Source organism: Pantoea sp. nfd-35 (genome assembly GCF_056892255.1).
Window position 1 is genome coordinate 3,690,105 of the sequence record NZ_CP122403.1, and the last position, 18,482, is coordinate 3,708,586.

14 protein-coding genes are annotated in these 18,482 nt (G+C 53.8%); 2 read left to right on the forward strand and 12 right to left on the reverse strand.

Annotation, left to right across the window (positions count from 1 at the left end):
• Window positions 1-6 precede the first annotated feature (6 nt).
• Complete coding sequence (gene apaH / locus P9J57_RS17185) at window positions 7-864, forward strand: bis(5'-nucleosyl)-tetraphosphatase (symmetrical) ApaH (protein ID WP_013024575.1); 858 nt, start codon at window positions 7-9, stop codon at window positions 862-864.
• Window positions 865-920: 56 nt separating this feature from the next.
• Here the strand turns inward: apaH and folA are convergent, their stop codons facing one another.
• From folA to P9J57_RS17200, 3 genes are all read right to left on the reverse strand, one after another.
• Window positions 921-1,403, reverse strand: coding sequence for a type 3 dihydrofolate reductase (gene folA, locus P9J57_RS17190; protein ID WP_024472273.1), 483 nt, complete (start codon window positions 1,401-1,403; stop codon window positions 921-923).
• Between the two features lie 232 nt (window positions 1,404-1,635).
• Window positions 1,636-2,775, reverse strand: a complete 1,140-nt coding sequence (locus P9J57_RS17195; RefSeq protein WP_014592892.1) for a porin — start codon at window positions 2,773-2,775, stop codon at window positions 1,636-1,638.
• 262 nt (window positions 2,776-3,037) lie between these two features.
• A complete protein-coding gene (locus P9J57_RS17200) occupies window positions 3,038-3,925 on the reverse strand; it encodes a LysR family transcriptional regulator (RefSeq protein ID WP_013024572.1) in 888 nt (295 codons plus the stop codon).
• Window positions 3,926-4,020: 95 nt separating this feature from the next.
• On the opposite strand from P9J57_RS17200, the gene P9J57_RS17205 reads away from it, so the two are divergent.
• Window positions 4,021-5,079, forward strand: coding sequence for an SDR family oxidoreductase (locus P9J57_RS17205; protein WP_013024571.1), 1,059 nt, complete (start codon window positions 4,021-4,023; stop codon window positions 5,077-5,079).
• A 181-nt stretch (window positions 5,080-5,260) separates the two neighbouring features.
• Here P9J57_RS17205 and P9J57_RS17210 read toward each other — a convergent pair whose 3' ends face one another.
• The 9 genes from P9J57_RS17210 to ribF form a co-directional block, all read right to left on the reverse strand.
• A complete protein-coding gene (locus P9J57_RS17210) occupies window positions 5,261-6,160 on the reverse strand; it encodes a GNAT family protein (RefSeq protein ID WP_029570998.1) in 900 nt (299 codons plus the stop codon).
• Between the two features lie 679 nt (window positions 6,161-6,839).
• A complete protein-coding gene (carB, locus tag P9J57_RS17215; protein ID WP_014592889.1) occupies window positions 6,840-10,070 on the reverse strand; it encodes a carbamoyl-phosphate synthase large subunit in 3,231 nt (1,076 codons plus the stop codon).
• 13 nt (window positions 10,071-10,083) lie between these two features.
• Window positions 10,084-11,232, reverse strand: coding sequence for a glutamine-hydrolyzing carbamoyl-phosphate synthase small subunit (gene carA, locus P9J57_RS17220; protein WP_014606611.1), 1,149 nt, complete (start codon window positions 11,230-11,232; stop codon window positions 10,084-10,086).
• Window positions 11,233-11,701: 469 nt separating this feature from the next.
• Window positions 11,702-12,517, reverse strand: coding sequence for a 4-hydroxy-tetrahydrodipicolinate reductase (gene dapB, locus P9J57_RS17225; RefSeq protein WP_014592887.1), 816 nt, complete (start codon window positions 12,515-12,517; stop codon window positions 11,702-11,704).
• A 210-nt stretch (window positions 12,518-12,727) separates the two neighbouring features.
• Complete coding sequence (gene ispH / locus P9J57_RS17230) at window positions 12,728-13,678, reverse strand: 4-hydroxy-3-methylbut-2-enyl diphosphate reductase (RefSeq protein WP_014592886.1); 951 nt, start codon at window positions 13,676-13,678, stop codon at window positions 12,728-12,730.
• Entirely contained in the window at window positions 13,659-14,129 is a 471-nt protein-coding gene (fkpB, locus tag P9J57_RS17235) for an FKBP-type peptidyl-prolyl cis-trans isomerase (protein ID WP_014592885.1), read from the reverse strand. The genes ispH and fkpB overlap by 20 nt, the downstream gene beginning before the upstream one ends.
• A 3-nt stretch (window positions 14,130-14,132) precedes the next feature.
• Window positions 14,133-14,636: a signal peptidase II gene (gene lspA / locus P9J57_RS17240; RefSeq protein ID WP_014606613.1), complete on the reverse strand. Its 504-nt coding sequence runs from the start codon at window positions 14,634-14,636 to the stop codon at window positions 14,133-14,135.
• Window positions 14,636-17,455, reverse strand: coding sequence for an isoleucine--tRNA ligase (gene ileS / locus P9J57_RS17245; protein WP_013024563.1), 2,820 nt, complete (start codon window positions 17,453-17,455; stop codon window positions 14,636-14,638). Before ileS ends, lspA begins: the two co-directional genes overlap by 1 nt.
• A gap of 29 nt (window positions 17,456-17,484) precedes the next feature.
• Window positions 17,485-18,411: a bifunctional riboflavin kinase/FAD synthetase gene (gene ribF, locus P9J57_RS17250; RefSeq protein WP_013024562.1), complete on the reverse strand. Its 927-nt coding sequence runs from the start codon at window positions 18,409-18,411 to the stop codon at window positions 17,485-17,487.
• Between the last annotated feature and the right edge of the window lie 71 nt (window positions 18,412-18,482).

Below are 18,482 nucleotides of genomic sequence, written 5' to 3' on the forward strand. Positions count from 1 at the left end.
TCCTCTATGAATACTTACCTGATTGGCGACGTTCACGGTTGTTATGATGAATTACGTGCTCTGCTGAACCAGGTTAATTACGATCCCAGTCAGGATACCTTATGGCTGACGGGTGACCTGGTGGCGCGAGGGCCCGGCTCGCTGGAGGTTCTGCGCTACGTAAAGTCATTGGGTGACAGCGTCCGTCTGGTGCTGGGTAACCACGATCTGCATTTGCTGGCCGTTTATGCCGGAATCAGTCGTAATAAACCCAAAGATCGCCTGACACCGCTGCTGGAAGCGGAAGATGCCGATGACCTGATTAACTGGCTGCGTCGCCAGCCGTTGCTGCAGGTCGATGAAGAGAAAAAGCTGGTGATGGGCCATGCCGGCATTACGCCTCAGTGGGATCTGGATACAGCACAACAGTGCGCACGCGAAGTGGAAGCCGTGCTGTCCAGCGACAGTTACCCACTGTTTCTTGACGCGATGTACGGCGACATGCCGAATAACTGGAATGAATCCCTGACCGGCCTGGCCCGCCTGCGCTTCTCGACCAACGCACTAACCCGTATGCGTTTCTGCTTTCCTAACGGTCAGCTAGACATGATCTGTAAGGATGCGCCGGAATCCGCCCCGCCGCCGTTAAAACCCTGGTTCATGATTGAAGGCCCGGTCGCACGCGATCACACCATTGTTTTCGGTCACTGGGCGTCGCTGGAAGGGAAAGGCACGCCAGAGGGCATTATCGGTCTGGATACCGGCTGCTGCTGGGGCGGGAACCTGACGCTCCTGCACTGGGAAACCCAACGCTACTATGTTCAGCCATCGAACCGTCAGTTGTCCGTACCGGACGATCTTACTCCGCAATCGTCAACCCGCTGACGCGCAGCCATAAAAAAACGCCTTGTCACAACAAGGCGTTATTTACTGCGCGTAAATTAACGGCGGCGTTCGAGGATCTCAAAGCAGTAACTGTGCGAGTTCTGCTCATCGGCATCATGAAACTCACTGAACGTGGAGTGCCACTCATCCGGCTCGTAATCCGGGAACTGCGTATCGCCTTCCACTTCCGCATCAATGTGCGTCAGATAAAGACGGTCGGCGCGCGCCAGCATCTGCTCATAGATGCGGCCGCCGCCAATGACCATGATCTCTTCAGCCTCACCCGCCGCACTAATGGCGTCGTCCAGCGAAGTTACCCAGGTTACGCCTTCGGCACTGCCCGGCTTGCTGCTGACCACAATGTTGAGCCGGCCAGGCAATGGACGACCAATAGATTCAAAGGTCAGTCTGCCCATAATAACTGGCTTTTTCAGTGTGTTGCGCTTAAACCACGCCAGGTCTGCAGGCAGGTCCCACGGCATGGCGTTTTCCATTCCAATAATGCGATCTGCTGCTAATGCCGCGATAAGACTAATCATGTTAAAAGGCTCGCTGAAAAAAACAGGCGCCATGATACGTAAAGGTTAAACCTTCGTCGATAGCAGGAAGGTGCTTATTGCATAAAGCGGCATTGCCACCATGTTTCAGACGTTGTACAGGGTTTTACTCCATAAGAAGGGCAAGTCCACCGCAAAAGTCGCCAGATAATGGCGTCACCTCGCTATAAATCATGATAATAAAAACGGCTCCCTGGGGAGCCGTTGTGTGTCATCAGAAATCGTAGCGGAAACGAACCAGGTTCATATCGCCCTGATTGTCCGTACTGGAAGTGAAGACATGTTCGTAATCCACACGGAAACCGTAGTCCAGGAATAACGTTACGCCCAGGCCATTGTCAATGCGCTGGTAGTTGCGGCCATTCACGTATTCTAAACGGTCGCCCATCACATAAGGCTGAACGGCTTTGACACCATATTGCGCCACCGGGATTTTGTATCCGGCGTAATATTCGATGCCCCAGGCATCGTCCGCAAAATAGTTATTCACGTTGCGCTGTTTGGTCGTCAGGAAGTTTTGATACCAGCCACCGCCTGCTGACAGTGTCCAGTTACCCGGCGTCCAGCTCAGTGCCGTGCCAAAAATGTTTTGGTCGTAATCTTTATTGTTGCCCGTGACCGGATCACGCATGCTGGCGCGGGTGTAGTTCCAGGCCGTGCCCCATGCCAGCGTTGGCGTAATGTTGTAATTCACACCCAGCGAACCGCCGCCCTGACGCTTGTAGCGCAGTCCATTGCCCGGCAAATATTCGTTATCGCTAAACAGGTAAGAGGCATAAAGATCAACTGCACCATAACTGTTTTTGTATTTCAGCTGCTTACGAGAACGGTATGAACCGTCGTAATCACCGTTAATGCCGTTACCCGGTGCCTGGGCCAGCATGTCGTAATCCCAGATATCCGTCTTGGCACCCACAACGTCGTAATAAACGCTGTTCTGCTGACCAAAGGTCAACTGGCCCCAGGTTTTACTTTTCAGGCCGGTATAGAGCTGGCGGCGCGTGGTTTCATGCGCCCCTTCAGCGTAGTGATTATCCCAGTTGAATACGGCCGGAATGTTAACGCCCAGCTCGTAGTAGCTGGTCCAACTGATATCGTCGAACAGGTAGTAATCCGCGCTAAAGCGGAAACGTGAACCACCGTCAAAGCCATTACGCTTATAGGATTTATCATTCACGCCGGTTTGATGGTTAAACTGAGGACGAATACTGCCACCGAATTTAAAATCGAGACGGCTAAGGGGATCGCCTGCTTGTGGGTCTTGTTTGAGAAGAGTGATTTCAGCCTGGCTGGAAAAAGACGCCAGAGCCAGGAGTGCAGCCACTGCACTCAGTGAAAAAGAACGCGCTTTCATTGTTATAACTATCCTGTTTACGCTCTAATAATGAGCGAGCCGGATATTACAGCGGTCAATGTCAGCCTGGTAGTTTTTTGTATTATAGATTTGTGCGAATGAGCAGATTGGGCATGATTGGCTAAAAATTAAATCAAATTTATTTGAGATTGCTGCCGCTTACCCCAGTATGAACGGGTTGATACAGCGCCAGTGGGCCGCATCAGCAGCCTGACTGAGAATGCGTTACATCGCCGGTCTTCCCTCTGGCTGTGAGCCGTATTTAGTTTGCCCCTGGCAGATCGACCAGCACTTTTTCGATTAACGCGACGATGCCTCTAACCCTGGGAGGGATAAAGCGCGCATCCGGGAAAACGGCATACACAAAGCGATCGGGATAGCGATACGCTGGCAACACCCTCATCAGCGAGCCGGATTTCAACGCCTCAGTTGCAAGGGGTAATTGCATACCGCCTACACCGATTCCCGCCTGCAACGCCTGTAATAACCCTTCACTGCTATTGGCCCTGAAGGCTGTCTTTACGGCCAGTTCTACGGTTTCATCGCCCCTGACAAGCCGCAATGGCGCAGACTCGGCAATGCTGCTGAAACGCACGTGCGGTTGGCACATCAATGCATCCAGTGAATTGAGCGGCGGGAAATCCGGTGATGCGAAAAGCGGTGTTTCAATACGCGCGATTTTCCGTGCCGGATACACTTCCGGCGCATCCTGAGTAAGGCGGAACGCCACATCCACGCCTTCTCTGGCCAGGTCGGATATCCTGTCATCAAGCGAGAGCGTCAGATGCAAACCCGGATTCGCTTTTTGCAATCCGAGCAGATGAGGAAGAAACAAACGCCCTAATCCGCCCGGGAGTTGAACGTTTATCTTGCCCTGCCATTGCTGTGCGGCAGGGGATAGCTGGTTCTCGACCGCCTGCATTGCCTCAAGTATGGGCTGCATCTTACGCCGGTAATATTCTCCTTGCGCTGTCAGTACCCTCACCCGCGTCGTCCTGTGCAGCAGCACTACGCCGAGTTCAGCCTCAAGCGCGGCGATCTGCTGGCTGACCGCAGACTGTTTGATATTCAACTGGCGTGCTGCCTCAGAAAAAGACCCCGCCTCAGCCACGCGTAAAAACGTTCGAATGGCATTGAGCTTGTTATTCATTTACGCATTTCTCTTATAAGTGACATCAGCGTTCGGGGATACCGACAAAAAACAATTTATAGCAGGCTGTCTGCAACCAAACTGGAGGACAAAAAATGTCACAGAAGCCTCAATCTAAAGTCGCACTGGTTGCGGGTGCAAGCGGTATTGTCGGCAGCAAACTGGTTAAAACGCTGTTGCAGAATGAATGGCAGGTTATTGGATTGTCTCGCGCAGGAGGCGCTCACCGGGGCACGGTGCCGTTTGTTAACGTCGATCTGCTCAATGAAAAAGACACTGCACGCGCCCTCAAGCCCCTTCGGCACGTTACCCACATTTTCTACAGCGCCTGGCTTAATGCCGCGAGCTGGCGGGAAATGGTTGAACCCAACGTCACCATGTTACGTAACCTGGTCACTCAGGTTGAGAACGTGGCTCCGCTGGAAACGGTGAGCCTGATGCAGGGCTACAAAATTTACGGCGCTCATCTTGGCCCGTTCAAAACCCCCGCCAGAGAAAGCGATGCCGCTATTCCCGGCGCCGAATTCAATACGGCGCAACAGGACTGGCTGTGCCGCTTTCAGCATCATAAAACCTGGCACTGGCATGCACTTCGTCCTGGCGTTGTCGGCAGCGCGTTAACCGGCAATACCATGAATCTTGCGCTGAGTATCGCGATATACGCTTCACTGTGCAAAGCGCAAAATCTGCCCCTGCGCTTTCCAGGGTCGCAGCGCACCTGGCACAGCATTATCGATCACACCGATGATAGCTTATTGTCTGCCGCCACCCTGTGGGCATCAACCGCATCCTCCGCCAGGAATCAGGCATTTAACATCAATAACGGTGATATCTGGCGATGGTGTGAGCTCTGGCCCCTCATTGCAGGCTGGTTTGAACTGGAGACGGCGCCCCCGGTTGCGTTGTCATTTCAGCAGCTTTTCGGCGATTACCGCAGGACATGGCATGCCCTGGCGGAAAAAAAACAGCTGGTTGAGGCTGACATCATGAGGCTGAGTGACGGTCAGTTCGCCGATTTTGTCTTTAGCTGGGATTACGATATGTTTGGTGATGGCAGCAAACTGAGGCGGGCAGGGTTTACCGAATTTTGCGCCACGGATGAGATGTTTATCCGCCTGTTTACTCAGTTCAGGATGGCGAACATTATTCCCTGAGGCATGCAGCGAGCCATTTTCCCCTGCCGCAGCGCTGGCAGGGGAGCATTGATCAATCGCGCTTCGCAGGCAAAAGCCGCCCACGGGAGCGGAAAAACAGGGCCATCAGGCACCTGGTCGAATCACGCTAAACTGGCTTCACGACGCAGAGGTATGTCAACGCGCCGACAGAACGGATCAATCAGATGATGACCCGGCCGTTATTAACCGAATGGCACCAGCGGTTTTTATAGTCTCCGGACATCGAACCGTAGGAGTAATGAAGAGGAAGCTGCTTTTCTGCTGCTTCCTGATACAAGGCTGTCAGGTTCTTCCACATCAGCATTGTCCCCACCGCGCCAGCATTGCTGTCTATCCGGTAGCCAATATTAATAAAATCAACGAACATCCCGGCACTGCTCGAGACAGAAAGCAGGAGCTGCAGTGCAACAGGTTCATTATGCAGGAACATCATATAGCCTTTGAAACAGGGCTGAAACTCCCGGAAAAACGCTTTATTAATGGCCCTCTCCGCGATGGCCTGATTGCGTCTCGCCTGATAGAGAATCTCAAACACCTCAAAAATATGTTCCCCGTCAAGCTGGCTGACATTGAGAAAACTCCCCCCGTCATTGAGAAACTTTCTGAGCTCTCTCTCCCGTGTCGAGACCGTTTTACGGGAAAAGTCGGCGACAGGGCTCTTGGTAAAAGCGGCATGGCTCTTACTAAACAGGCTATAGGAGGTATTGAGGAAGCGATGACGCTGCAAATGATGTAGCGACTTGCACCGGAAAGGTAAAAGCACCTTTTTCGACGCCTCGTTGCAAAACGGCACATAGACAGAGGTTGAGGGAGCCAGTAGCGCGGGAAGCGAACGCTGCCGATGTCTGCCATCGTTGGCAAGCCAGCCCTTTTCAACGCAGACGCTCCCCATCGTTTTCCCTTTCCTTTGATAAGAATAAAAGTCAAAGGACTGCCCACATCGCATTTTAAAGGCAATAAATTCCGGTGCGGACTCGCAGTTATAACCAAAATGATTACAGGCTCTTTGATAATCCTCAAAAGAGCACTGCCCCCATCTGAAAAACTTGGGAATAAACATGTCAGGCGCTAACTCTTAATCAAGCATGTAAACTTCAGAGAAGCGAATGGGTTCTCTGGATATGTAAACCATGAAAAATACAGGGTATTTTAAAGATAAGCGCTGCGGCTGAACAGGTGATTATCGAGCACTGTAAGCAGTAATGCGGGTTTGTTTAAAATCGGTTGAGCAACGATCAAATAGCGAAAATACAGTAGAACGTTAAGAAACAGATCGTAAATAATTAAAAATATTAATGCATATTTAAACATCAAGGCATCAATATTTAAAAAACCTATTTAATTAAAGTCTGTTTACTCAGAAACGTTCATGAGCCTGAAAAGAATATTAAAAAAATACCGGTTTATTCGAAATGTCGCGCTGACCTGAGAATCGCTGCCCAGAAACAGGGTTCATCCCGTTCCGTTGGGAACAGACTGCTTTCTGACCAACCCCAGACTCACCAACCATTCTAAAGGCGATGCCCTTTTTTACAGGCGGCGCTTGCCGCAGGCAGGTACAGCCTCCACGCTGCCCGCTAAGACAGAAACGCACTCAGCGGAGGGTGATCTGTACCCGTGCCTGTAGAACCGCTCAGTTCAGGCCCGATCTCTCAAAAAAAAGCCCCTGCGAGGAGCGTTAAGCCAGCACACTGGCAAATCGTCCCACCGCAGGGGCTATTACCGCCACTCAGCCAGCGCTATTTGTGCGCAAGGATCTGCGCATGCATTTCCTGTACTGAAATCACTTTTTCAGTCGGGTCGGCGTTTAGCGCCATGGCCGTTGCAAAACCCCCGTTTAGCGTAGTGTCGTAATGAACTTTGTATTGCAGCGCACTACGACGAATCAGCTTGGAGTCTTCAATAGCCTGGCGGCCTGCCGTGGTATTCACGATGTAGGCATATTCGCCGTTTTTCAGCCGGTCCTGAATATGTGGACGACCTTCGTGAACCTTGTTAACCAGGCGAGGATTAATGCCCGCTTCCCCCAACACCACGGCGGTGCCATGAGTGGCATCCAGCTCAAAGCCAAACTTCTGCAACTTCGCGGCCAGGTCAACGATACGTTTCTTATCGCCCTCACGGACCGACAGCAGCGCGCGTCCGGTTTTCTTCATGTTGCTTTGCGCACCCAGCATCGCTTTGGCAAAGGCCTCTGCAAAGGTACGGCCCACGCCCATGACTTCACCGGTTGAGCGCATTTCTGGCCCCAGAATGGGGTCAACGCCCTGGAACTTGTTAAACGGCAGCACCACTTCCTTGACAGAGTAGTAAGGCGGAATCACCTCTTCGGTGACGCCCTGCTCTGCCAGCGTTTTGCCTGCCATCACGCGTGCGGCGACTTTCGCCAGCGGTACGCCCGTCGCTTTTGACACAAAAGGAACGGTACGCGCAGCACGTGGGTTAACTTCAATCAGGTAGACTTCATTGTCTTTCACCGCGAACTGCACGTTCATTAAGCCGCGAACGTTCAGCTCAAACGCCAGCTTTTCAACCTGCTGACGCATTACGTTTTGAATATCCTGGCTCAGCGTGTAGGCCGGCAGAGAACAGGCCGAGTCACCTGAGTGAACGCCTGCCTGCTCAATGTGCTCCATGATGCCGCCGATCAGTACACGCTCACCATCACAGATGGCATCCACATCGACTTCTACAGCATCGTCAAGGAAGCGATCCAGCAAGACCGGCGCATCGTTAGAAACCGACACCGCCGTCTGGAAATAACGCTTCAGGTCTATTTCGTCGTAGACGATTTCCATCGCACGTCCGCCCAGCACGTACGAGGGACGGACCACCAGCGGATAACCAATCCCGGCAGCTTTTTCTACCGCCTGCTCCAGGGTGGCAACGGTGGCGTTGGCAGGCTGCTTCAGGTTCAGGCGGTCAACGGCCTGCTGGAAGCGTTCGCGGTCTTCTGCCCGATCAATCGCATCCGGGCTGGTCCCGATGACCGGTACGCCAGCGGCTTCCAGTGCGCGAGCCAGTTTCAGCGGCGTTTGACCACCGTACTGCACAATCACCCCTTTCGGTTTTTCGATGCGGACGATTTCCAGCACGTCTTCAAGCGTTACCGGCTCGAAGTAAAGGCGGTCAGAGGTGTCATAATCCGTGGAGACGGTTTCCGGGTTACAGTTCACCATGATGGTTTCGAAACCGTCTTCGCGCAGTGCCAGTGCCGCATGAACACAACAGTAGTCAAACTCAATGCCCTGGCCGATACGGTTTGGTCCACCACCCAGCACCATGATCTTGTCACGATCCTGGTTAGGATTCGCTTCGCACTCTTCCTCATAGGTAGAGTACATATAGGCTGTATCGGTCGAGAATTCTGCCGCGCAGGTATCCACCCGCTTGTAAACCGGATGCAGATTGTGATGCTGACGTAGCTTACGAATTTCACCTTCTGCCACGCCCACCAGTGAGGCCAGGCGCGCATCGGCAAAACCTTTGCGCTTCAGCGTGCGCAGGAAATCGGCGTTCAGCCCGTTCACGCCTTCGCGCGCTACCTGCTCTTCAAGACGAACCAGCTCTTCAATCTGCACCAGGAACCAGCGGTCAATATTGGTGAGATTGAATACGCCGTCCACCGACATCCCGGCACGGAAGGCATCGGCGATGTACCAGATCCGATCGGAACCGGCATCTTTCAGCTCACGACGGATACGGGTTAAGGCTTCCGCATCGTCAAGGTGGACTTTCGGATCAAAACCATTCGCGCCAACCTCCAGGCCGCGCAGCGCTTTCTGCACCGACTCCTGGAAGGTACGACCAATCGCCATGACTTCGCCCACTGACTTCATCTGCGTGGTCAGACGGTCATTCGCACCAGCAAACTTTTCAAAGTTGAAGCGAGGAATTTTTGTGACGACATAATCGATTGAAGGCTCAAACGAGGCCGGCGTCCGTCCACCGGTAATGTCGTTCATCAGCTCATCGAGCGTAAAGCCAACCGCCAGTTTTGCCGCCACTTTCGCGATCGGGAAGCCGGTTGCTTTGGAGGCCAGCGCCGAGGAACGTGACACGCGCGGGTTCATCTCGATCACGATCAGACGACCATTTTTCGGGTTCACCGCAAACTGTACGTTGGAGCCGCCGGTTTCCACACCAATCTCACGCAGCACCGCCAGCGAGGCGTTACGCATAATCTGGTACTCTTTGTCGGTCAGCGTCTGCGCGGGCGCAACCGTGATGGAGTCGCCCGTGTGGATCCCCATGGCATCAAAGTTTTCAATTGAGCAGACAATGATGCAGTTGTCGTTTTTGTCACGCACCACTTCCATCTCATACTCTTTCCAGCCAATCAGCGATTCGTCAATTAACAGCTCGTTGGTTGGGGAAAGGTCGAGGCCGCGTTCACAGATCTCTTCAAACTCTTCGCGGTTATACGCGATACCGCCGCCGGTGCCGCCCATGGTAAAAGACGGACGGATAATGCAGGGAAAGCCCACATCGGCCGCCACTGCCAGCGCTTCATCCATGGTATGCGCGATACCGGAGCGCGCGGTATCCAGACCGATGCTTTTCATCGCCACGTCAAAACGACGACGGTCTTCTGCTTTATCAATAGCGTCTGCGGTTGCACCAATCATGGTGACGCCGAATTCTTCCAGCACGCCCTGACGCTCCAGCTCCAGCGCACAGTTCAACGCTGTCTGGCCGCCCATGGTGGGCAGCACCGCATCCGGGCGCTCTTTTTCAATGATTTTACGTACCACTTCCCAGTGAATCGGCTCAATGTAGGTTGCATCGGCCATTTCCGGGTCGGTCATAATGGTGGCCGGGTTGGAGTTCACCAGAATGACGCGGTAACCCTCTTCACGCAGGGCTTTACACGCCTGTGCACCGGAATAGTCGAATTCGCAGGCCTGACCGATCACAATCGGACCGGCACCAAGAATCAGGATGGATTTTATGTCTGTACGTTTTGGCATGATTAGCTCCTGATTACTTTGCTTTCGAACGGAATGCGTCAATCAACTCAATAAAGTGGTCAAACAGCGGTGCAGCATCACCCGGTCCCGGGCTGGCTTCCGGATGGCCCTGGAAGCTAAACGCAGGCTTATCGGTGCGGTGGATGCCCTGCACCGTCTTATCGAACAAGGAGATATGCGTCACACGCAGGTTCGCAGGCAGATTCGCCTCATCCACCGCGAAGCCGTGGTTCTGCGCCGTGATCATGACGCGGTTGTTGTCCAAATCTTTAACTGGATGGTTGCCGCCGTGGTGGCCCAGCTTCATTTTGACGGTTTTCGCGCCGCTGGCCAGGGCCAGCAGTTGGTGGCCCAGGCAAATACCAAACACCGGGATATCAGTTTTCAGGAAGGCCTGAATCGCCTCAATGGCATAATCGCAGGGCTCAGGATCGCCAGGGCCGTTAGAGAGGAAGATACCGTCCGGATTCATCGCCAGGACCGTTTCTGCTGGCGTTTTGGCCGGCACCACTGTCAGGCGGCAGCCGCGGTCCACCAGCATACGCAGGATGTTGCGTTTCGCGCCGTAATCATAAGCGACGACGTGGTAAGGCAGTGCTTCTGCCTGTTTCTGTTCTGGCAAATCCCCTTCCAGTGTCCAGCTCCCCTGCTGCCAGGCATAGGTTTCAGCCGTCGTCACTTCCTTTGCCAGATCCATGCCTTTCAGGCCAGGGAAAGCCTGCGCTTTTTGTAAGGCCAGAGCCGCATCCAGATTATCGCCTGCAATAATGCAGCCGTTCTGCGCGCCCTTTTCCCGTAACAGTCGCGTCAGCTTGCGCGTATCAATATCGGCAATCGCCACGATGTTATTGCGCTGCAGATAAGCCGATAAGCTTTCTTCGCTACGGTAGTTGCTGGCAATCAGCGGCAGGTCACGAATGACCAGGCCCTGCGCATGGATTTGACTGGATTCTTCATCGGCGGCGTTAGCACCAACATTGCCGATATGGGGATAAGTGAGAGTAACAATCTGGCGGGAATAGGAGGGATCAGTGAGGATTTCTTGATAACCGGTCATTGACGTATTGAAAACGACTTCCCCCACTGCCGACCCTGTAGCCCCGATGGCCCGACCGTGGAATTGGGTTCCGTCTTCCAGAACCAAGAGCGCTGACTTAATCAAAACATCCTCCAGGGAATAAACAGTCACAATATCTGCATATTAATTCAAAATAGTGATCTGAATCAATGCAAAAACTGCCTGAGTGGTCAATTTTTGGCAAATTGCGCGCATTCTAATGATCGTCCTGATACTTGTCCACCCTGAAGCAACATTTTTAACATCTTTTCAGGCTCAGAGCGAAAATGAAGAGGATAAGCGTTAAAAACAGGGGTAAACACAGCCGAATAAACGTTTGCCGATCGCAGTCGATGTTTATTCCGGGAAAACCACCTGCTAATTTTGACCAAATGGTCAAAATTAGCAGGTTTACTGAGAAGCGAAAGGAAGAAAAACCCGACTTTCATTCATCACAATGAAAAAACAGGTCAAAGTGACTATTTTTTAGATAAAATTAAGGGCAATTAAAAAATTGCCCTTCTCAATCAAGTTATTAGCGATTGAAATCACCACATCACACAGGTAAAAATCATTACAAACTTGATAAATCCAGCACGTCACGCATATCGTAAAGCCCGGTTTTATTCTCACTCACCCAAATGGCAGCCTTTACGGCGCCATTGGCAAAGGTCATGCGACTGGACGCCTTGTGCGTTATCTCTATGCGTTCCCCTTCGTCGGCAAATAACGCGGTATGCTCTCCGACAATGTCTCCTGCCCGCACAGTGGCAAAACCAATGGTATTCGCTTTGCGCTCACCGGTATGGCCCTCACGGCTGTAAACGGCATGTTCATCCAGTTTCCAGTCCATCGCCTCTGCAATCGCCTCGCCCATCGCCAGCGCCGTGCCGGAGGGCGCATCCACCTTGTGGCGATGATGCGCTTCAATAATTTCAATATCCGCATAATCGCCCATCACTTTGGCGGCTTTCTCCAGCAGCTTCAGGACCAGATTAACGCCTACGCTAAAGTTAGCGGCAAACACAATGCCAATATCCGCCGCCGCGTCGCGAATCGCTGCTTTACCGGCGGCGTCAAAGCCTGTCGTACCGATGATCATGGCTTTGCGGTGCTCACGACAGATGGCAAGGTATTCCAGCGTTCCTTCAGGGCGGGTGAAATCAATCACGACGTCAAAATCATCGACGACGGCGCGTAAGTCATCTCTCAGGGTAACGCCAGCGTGGCCGATACCGGCCAGTTCACCTGCGTCGCTGCCGATCAACGAGGATCCCGGTCGGGCTAACGCTGCGCCCAGCTCAACGCCTTCCAGCTGAGCAACCGCCTGAATCAGATTGCGCCCCATGCGCCCCGGCGCGCCCACGATGGCAATGCGGATATTCTTCATATTTATTCATTCCTAAAACAAATCTATGCATGCAAGCGCAATCAGGTTAACCATGAGATAACAACTGCGCCACTCTTTCTCGGGGATAATAAGAATTTTTATGCCAGGTGGGGCGGATTATCAGTAAAAGCAATTTCCGCCGCCGCCGCCCGGTCTGAAAAGCAAAAAGGCCGAACAGAGTCGGCCTTTTCATTGCTTAACGTGTGTGGATTACTGCACGTTGCGGACGTCAACCCGCAACTCTTTGGGCACTTCAAACACAATGTTTTCTTCCCGCCCTTCCAGCACTCTCGCTTCACCACCGCCCAAGGCCTGCAGGCGACTAATCACGTTCTGAACCAGAATATCGGGAGCCGAAGCGCCCGCCGTTACGCCAACACAATCGACAGAAACCACCCACTCAGGCTGAATGTCCGCCGCATCATCAATCAGATACGCCGCTTTGCCCATGCGCTGGGCCAGTTCGGCCAGGCGATTGGAGTTAGAGGAGTTTTTCGATCCGACTACCAGTACCACATCGGCCTGCTCGGCCATCGCCCGTACGGCTTCCTGACGGTTGGTGGTGGCATAACAAATATCATCTTTACGTGGGCCCACGATTTTCGGGAAGCGAGCGCGCAGCGCATCAATCACTTCCGACGTGTCATCCACCGACAGCGTCGTCTGGGTCATAAAGGACAGGCGGTTGTCATCTTTAACGTCCAGCTTCCAGACGTCCTCCGGCGACTCCACCAGGTACATCCCACCTTTAGGGTTATTGTACTGCCCCATGGTGCCTTCCACTTCTGGATGGCCCGCGTGGCCAATCAGTACCGATTCTTCACCCCGACGGCTGGCGCGGGCCACTTCCATATGCACCTTGGTCACCAGCGGGCAGGTGGCATCAAAGACGGTGAGATCACGCCCTTTTGCTTCATTGCGTACCGCCTGCGAGACGCCGTGGGCAGAGAAAATCAGGATAGCGCCATCAGGCACTTCCGCGATCTGCTCAATAAAGATCGCGCCGCGCTGGCGCAGGCTGTCCACCACGTAGCGGTTATGAACCACTTCGTGCCGGACGTACACCGGCGCACCAAACAGCGTTAGTGCGTTTTCAACAATGCTGATGGCGCGATCTACACCTGCACAAAAACCCCGTGGATTAGCCAGCAGAATTTGCATTGTTCGCCTCCAGTACCGGATCGATATCCAGCACTTCAATATCAAACTGAACGCGGTGGCCTGCCAGCGGATGGTTAAAATCCACGGTGATTGAATCACCGGAAATTTCCCGAATCACGCCCGGCATTTCACTACCGCCCATTCCGGTAAACAGCATGATGGCGCCAATCTCAGGCTCTCCCGTGTCAATAAAATCACGGCGGGAAAAGTACTGGATAAGATCGGGGCTGACGCTACCAAACGCGTCTTCTGGTGCCAGCGTGAATTGATGTTTTTCACCCGGCGTCAATCCCAACAGTGCCTGCTCCAGCGCGCCGGACAGGCTACCGTCGCCGAGACGAAACAGCGCAGGTTTACCGTTGGCACGAGTGGATTCCGCCACTGAGCCGTCTTCCAGCTTCATGACGAAATGCAACAATACCGCGCTGTCGCCCTGTACAGACTCAGTCATGGTTTACCCTTTTTTAACCTGCTTGCTGGAAGGATTGAAAAAGCCCTCCAGCACCACCAACGCGGCCCCGATACAGATGCCGCAGTCAGCGATATTAAATGTAGCAAAGTGCCAGTTACCGACGTAGAAATCGATAAAATCTACCACAAAGCCATGATACGAACGGTCAAACAGATTGCCCACTGCGCCGCCAATGATTAAGGCATAGGCGATATTGGCGATCTTCTGACTGGCGCTGTTGCGGTACATCATGACCAGTAACGACACCACGATCGCCAGGGCAATGCCGGCAAAGAACCAGCGCTGCCAGCCGCCTTTATCCGCGAGGAAGCTGAACGCCGCGCCATAGTTATGCGCATAGAACAGGTTAAGGAACGGCATCAGCGGCTGCGTTTCATGCAGCATCATGTTGTTCATGACCCACTGCTTGCTGATGAAATCAACAACGATAACAACCAGCACCAGCCACAGCCAGCGCAATCCGGTGGAGAAAACAGGTCTACTCATCAGGCAAACTTACGCTCTTCGCCGTTGCCGGCTACGTTGGTGTAACAGCGACCGCACACCGCAGCGTGCTCCGGATTCTGACCGACGTCAGTCGTGTAGTGCCAGCAGCGCGGGCATTTCTCGCCTTCTGCCTTATGCAGGCCGATTTTCAGCCCTTTTACCAGTTCGCTCTGCTGCGCTTCAGCCTCTGCCTCTGCGTAATCAGCGACCTGAGCACCGGAGGTCAACAGCACAAAACGCAGTTCGTTACCTAACGCCTGCAGTTTCGTCGCCAGGTCCGCGTCGGCATACAGAGTAACGGACGCTTCCAGCGCGCCACCGATACGTTTGTCGCTACGCGCCTGCTCGATCACCTTGTTCACTTCACCGCGTACTTTCAGCAGTTCTGCCCAGTACGCATCGTTCAGCGCTTCGTTTTCTGGCAGACCAAACAGGCCGGTATACCACTCTTCAGTGAAGACATACTTCGCCCGATCGCCTGGCAGATAGCCCCAGATTTCGTCGGCCGTGAAAGACATGATCGGTGCCATCCAGCGTACCAGCGCTTCAACAATGTGCCACAGCGCTGACTGGCAGCTACGGCGGGCCAGGCTGTCGCCTTTCGCGGTGTACTGACGATCTTTAATGATATCCAGGTAGAAGGAGCCCATCTCGATGGAGCAGAACTGCATCAGGCGCTGAATCACTTCGTGGAAATCGTAGTGCTCGTAAGAGGCGATGATATCCGCCTGCGCCGCCTGCGCACGTCCCACCGCCCAGCGATCGACCACCACCATCTCTTCCGGTTTAACCAGATCGGTGGCCGGGTTAAAGCCGCTCAGGTTGGCTAACAGGAAGCGCGCGGTGTTACGAATACGACGATAGGCATCCGCAGAGCGTTTCAGAATTTCATCGGATACCGCCATCTCACCCGAGTAATCGGTAGAAGCAACCCACAGGCGCAGAATGTCCGCACCCAGCTTGTCCATGACATCCTGGGGTGCAACGGTATTGCCGATGGATTTGGACATCTTGCGGCCCTGACCATCGACGGTAAAGCCGTGCGTCAGTACCTGGCGATAAGGCGCTTTGCCTTTCATCGCGGTCGAGATCATCAGCGACGACATAAACCAGCCACGATGCTGATCGGAACCTTCCAGATACATATCCGGTGTATTGCCACCAAATTCCGGGCGGGCATCCACGACCGAATAGCTGGTGGAACCTGAGTCAAACCAGACGTCCAGCGTGTCCGGCACCTTCACGTAGTGGTCAGCATCGTCGCCCATCAGATCGCGCGGATCGAGATCCCACCATGCCTGGATGCCATCCTGTTCAACGCGCTGCGCCACTTTTTCCATCAGCGCCAGGGTATCCGGATGCAGGGCTTCGGTTTCTTTGTGTACGAACAGCGCCATTGGCACGCCCCAGGTACGCTGGCGGGAAATACACCAGTCAGGCCGGTTGGCAACCATGGACTCAATGCGCGCCTGACCCCAGTCCGGGATCCACTGCACGCCTTTGATCTCCTGCAATGACTGAGCACGCAGGCCTTTCTGATCCATGCTGATAAACCACTGCGGCGTGGCACGGAAGATAATCGGGGTTTTATGGCGCCAGCAGTGTGGGTAGCTGTGCAGCAGTTTTTCAACGTGCAGCAATGCGCCTTTCTCTTTCAGCAGCTCAACGATCATATCATTGGCTTTAAAGACGTTAACGCCGTCGAGTCCCGGATACGTACCCGGCAGGTAGGCACCATCAGGGCCGACCGGGTTAGCCGTTTCCAGACCATATTTCTGACCAATCACGTAGTCATCCGGGCCGTGGCCTGGCGCGGTATGAACAGCCCCCGTACCGGCATCCAGCGTGACGTGCTCACCTAATACGACTTTGGACTGGATCTGCTCAAGCAGAGGATGCTGGAACAGCTGCAATTCCAGGGCCGCGCCCTGACATTCGCCCAGCACGGTCCAGTCGCTGACGCCCGCGCGTTTCATGACGCTCTCAACCAGATCTTTTGCCAGGATCAGGCTACGTCCTGCAATCTGCACCAGCTGATAGGTGAACTCGGGATGCAGTGAAATACCGCGGTTAGCCGGAATGGTCCACGGGGTGGTCGTCCAGATCACCAGCGAAACCGGGCCTTCTGAGGCGGTCACACCAAAGGCTGCGCGCGCCCTGTCCGCATCAACGGCATTGAACATCACATCGATGGAGGGGGAGGTTTTGTCGTAGTATTCCACTTCGGCTTCCGCCAGAGCAGAACGGCAATCCATGCACCAGTGCACCGGCTTGGCGCCTTTGTGCAAGTGGCCATTGCCGATGATTTTACCCAGCGCACGGATGATATTGGCTTCGGTGGTGAAGTCCATGGTGAGGTAAGGACGATCCCAGTCGCCCAGCACGCCCAGGCGAATAAAGTCGGCTTTCTGCCCTTCAACCTGTTCGGCGGCATACTGACGGCAGGCGGCGCGGAATTCGGCGGCGCTGACTTTTTCGCCCGGCTTGCCGATCATCTGCTCAACTTTATGCTCGATAGGCAAACCGTGACAGTCCCAGCCTGGCACATACGGCGAGTCGTAACCTGCCATGCCTTTAGACTTCACAATAATGTCTTTCAGAATCTTGTTAACAGAGTGACCAATATGAATGCTGCCGTTCGCATAAGGAGGGCCATCATGCAGGATAAAGGTTTTTTTCCCTTTCTTGGCTTCGCGGATGATGCCGTACAGGTTGTCATCATACCAACGTTGCAGCATTCCCGGTTCGCGCTTGGCCAGATCGCCACGCATGGGGAACCCCGTTTCCGGCAAATTCAGGGTTGATTTATAGTCACTCATCAGATTCTCGATTCCGTTTTTCGCTCAGGTTACAGACCAAAAAATTGTCGGGCCGTTACCGTATCTTTCGCAATTTGCTCTTTCAACGCATCCAGTGAAGCAAAGCGCTGCTCGTTTCGTATTTTCTGCTTCAACACCACATCAATGTGGCGACCATAGAGATCCATATTGATGTCCAACAGGTGAACTTCAAGCTGTTGGCGCAAACCTTTTACCGTCGGGCGGGTGCCGATATTGGCAACGCCAGGCAGGGGTTGTGGCCCCAGCCCATGGACTTCCACCGCATAAACGCCTTTAACCGGCGACACGCAGCGGCGTAAAGGAAGATTAGCCGTAGGGAACCCCAGCGTACGTCCGAGTGCATCACCGTGCACGACGCGCCCAGAGATACTGAAAGGATGGCCCAGCAGCGACTGCGCCAGCGCTAAGTTGTCCTCGGCCAGTGCCTGACGCACCGCCGTGCTGCTGATGCGCTTACCGCCGTCACAAAAGGTTTCTGTGCTGACCACATCAAAGCCATACTGGGCGCCAGCTTTCTGTAATAGCAGGAAATCCCCCTGGCGACCAGCGCCAAAGCGGAAATCATCCCCGACGGCAAGATAGTTCACGCCCAGCTTGTTCACCAGCAGTTCGCTGATAAAACTCTGCGCCGACAACGCGGCAAAGCGATGGTCAAAACGCACGCACAGCACGGAGTCCACGCCGATCTCTGCCAGATATTTTAGCTTCTCTCGCAAGCGAGTGAGCCTGGCGGGTGCGCTTTCGCCCGCAAACAGTTCAAGCGGCTGGGGTTCAAACACCATCACCATCACTGGCAGGTTACGTTTCCGTCCCTCTTCCAGCAACCGCCCCATCAGCGCCTGATGACCGCGGTGCACACCATCGAAATTACCAATGGTCAAAACGCAGCCGTGATGCTGCGCGTTAAGATTATGAATACCGCGGATAAACTTCATGGCTGACTCAAACCGGTGGAAATCGGCGGATTATACCCTCGAAAGCCGCCAAGGTTAACCCGTGAACACGC